The following is a 2,615-nucleotide window of genomic DNA, read 5'->3' on the forward strand; positions in this document are numbered from 1 at the left end:
CGCGCGCGCCTCGTCGACGCCCTCGTAGCACTGCAGCCGTACCAGGCCGGATCCGGTGGCCTGAGCGACGGCACGGGCCAATTCGGTCTTGCCGACACCGGCCGGGCCTTCCACCAGCAGCGGCTTGCCGAGCCGGTCGGCCAGGAAAACCGCCGTCGCGGTGGCGGTGTCGGGCAGGTATCCGGTTTCGGCCAACTTCCGCGAGACATCGTCGATGTCGTCGAACAGCGGCTTGGGACGGGCGGGCACGCTCACAGTCTCAGTTCTCCTAAGCACTTCGCATCGCGCGTCAGGCGGGACGGGTCTGTCCGTCTCCCCACGCAATCCATTTGGTCGAGGTCAATTCCGGCAGCCCCATCGGGCCGCGGGCATGCAATTTCTGGGTGGAGATGCCGATTTCCGCGCCGAAACCGAACTGCTCGCCGTCGGTGAACGACGTTGAGGCGTTGACCATCACCGCGGCGGCGTCGACGCCGTCCGCAAACCGTTGTGCCGCAGCCATATTGCTCGTCACGATGGCCTCGGTGTGTCCGGTGCCGTACTCGTTGATGTGCGTGATCGCGGCATCGACACCGTCGACCACCGCCACCGCGATCTCCATCGACAGGTACTCGCGACGCAGGTCGTCCTCCCCGGCGTCGGAGGAGAAACCACCGTGAATCGTCACGCCGGCGTCTTGCAGGGCGTTCAACAGCCTGGGCAGCCCTTCTTCGGCGATCGCGGCATCGATGAGCAGCGTCTCGGCTGCATTGCACACACTCGGGCGACGTGTTTTGGAGTTCAGCAGGATGCGCTCGGCCACATCCAGGTCCGCGCCTTCGTGGACATAGACGTGACAGTTGCCGACGCCGGTCTCGATGGTCGGCACCTGTGCGTCACGCACGACGGCGTTGATCAGGCTCGCTCCCCCGCGCGGGATCACCACGTCGACCAGGCCGCGGGCCTGGATCAAATGCGTCACCGTGGATCGATCCTCGGGCGACAGCATCTGCACCGCGTCGGCCGGAAGATCCTCACTGACCAGCGAAGCCCGCAGCACCTGCACGAGCGCCTGGTTGGACCGCTCGGCCGACGAGCTCCCGCGCAGCAGCACGGCGTTGCCCGACTTGAGCGCCAAACCGAAGGCGTCGACGGTGACGTTGGGCCGACCCTCGTAGATCATGCCGACCACACCCAGCGGCACCCGCTGCTGGCGCAGATGCAGGCCGTTCGGCAGGGTGTAGCCGCGCAGCACTTCGTTGACCGGGTCGGGCAGGCCGGCGACCTGACGCAGACCGGCGGCGATTGCCTCGACACGTTTGGAGTCCAGCGCCAACCGGTCGAGCATCGCGGCCGGCGTGCCTGCGACCCGTGCAACCTTCAGGTCTTCGGCGTTGGCCGAAAGAATCAGGTCGGTGTGGGCCGCTATCGCCTCCGCCGCGGAACGCAGCGCCTGGTCCTTGGCCACCGTCGGCAGGAGCGCCAACACGCGGGAGGCGACCCGGGCGCGGCGCGCGGCGTTGTGGACCTCACGACGCAAGTCGGGCTCGCGTTGCTGGGTCGTTCCGCCCCGGGACGGTGCTTGCAGACTCATTGAACCAGGGTAACGGGCCTGGACTCACGAAGTTAGGCGGCCCGGAACAACGTATGCCAGCCTGGCTCAGCCTCTGGCCGCCGCGGCGGGCTTCCCCGGTCCGCTCACCGTGCCGGCATTGCGCACTTTGCTTCGACGTTCCTCGAGGATGTGACCAAAGTTCTGCAGCAGGAACGGTTCTCGCATCACCAGTTGTTCGACGTGTTGACGGTCGAGCTCCAGCGCGGTCACCTCTTCCAGCGCATACGCCGTCGCGAGGTTCGGTTGCCGGGTCAGTGCCGTCAAGCCGAGGAACGAACCCTCCTCCAGCGTGCTGATCGGCACGATCGATCCGTCGTCGGCGGTCGTGGTCAGCTGCACGCGACCAGAGATCAGGAACGTCATCGCCGCGGGCACCTCACCGGTGTACTCCACGATTTCCTCGGCGCCGTATCGGACGATCCTCGCGAACGCTCTCAGCGACCGCTGTTGATCGGTGCTCAGCCGCAGAGTCGGCGACACCACACTGTGCAACGCGTGATCCACGCGTTCGGGTGACGAAAAGTCGTCGTCGGCGTCGTCGAGGTGCAGATTTGCGCGTCGGGCGGCGTACCAGATCCACCGCAGGAATGTCGCCTTCGCGGCGCCCGCGTCGGCGGGCGAGTCCACCCCGATGCTGGTGCGATATTCGCCGGCGCCGAGGGGCACCGAGCGAGGCACACCACCGAGCTTGAGCTGCGGCAGAGCGCGGGCGACCCGCGTCAACATCTCACACACCTGATCGGGTGCGTCGGCGCTGGAGAAATTCGTCGTCATCGCCACTTTGTGCGCCCCCGCCGGGCGACTGAGGTTCGTGAACGCGGTGGTGGCCAGCATCGAGTTCGGCGTGATACGGACGCCGCTGCCGGTGTCGATGTGCACGGCGCGCCAGTTCACCTCGATGACCCGCCCGCGCACCGTCCCCGTGTCCAGCCATTCGTCGATCTTGAAGGGCTGCTCGAACAGCATGAACAAGCCCGAGACGATCTGGCCGACGGAGTTCTGCAGCATCAGGCCGATCACG

At 66.7% G+C, this 2,615-nt stretch carries 3 protein-coding genes; all 3 read right to left on the bottom strand.

Going from position 1 to position 2,615, the window contains the following annotated elements; genetic code table 11:
* On the bottom strand, positions 1-255 hold a 255-nt coding region (locus tag JOZ00_RS03735), incomplete at its 3' end, for an AAA family ATPase (RefSeq protein ID WP_293339800.1).
* Between the two features lie 34 nt (positions 256-289).
* Positions 290-1,573: a glutamate-5-semialdehyde dehydrogenase gene (locus JOZ00_RS03740; protein WP_293339803.1), complete on the bottom strand. Its 1,284-nt coding sequence runs from the start codon at positions 1,571-1,573 to the stop codon at positions 290-292.
* Positions 1,574-1,639: 66 nt separating this feature from the next.
* Positions 1,640-2,615: mechanosensitive ion channel family protein (locus JOZ00_RS03745; RefSeq protein ID WP_293339806.1), on the bottom strand; the 976-nt coding region annotated here is incomplete at its 5' end.

The organism is Mycobacterium sp. (assembly GCF_019243155.1).
Classification (GTDB): Bacteria; Actinomycetota; Actinomycetes; order Mycobacteriales; family Mycobacteriaceae; genus Mycobacterium.

Bases quoted from the DNA above. Each gene is read 5' to 3' on its own strand.
- JOZ00_RS03740 (WP_293339803.1), bottom strand. From the start codon at position 1,573: ATGAGTCTGCAAGCACCGTCCCGGGGCGGAACGACCCAGCAACGCGAG.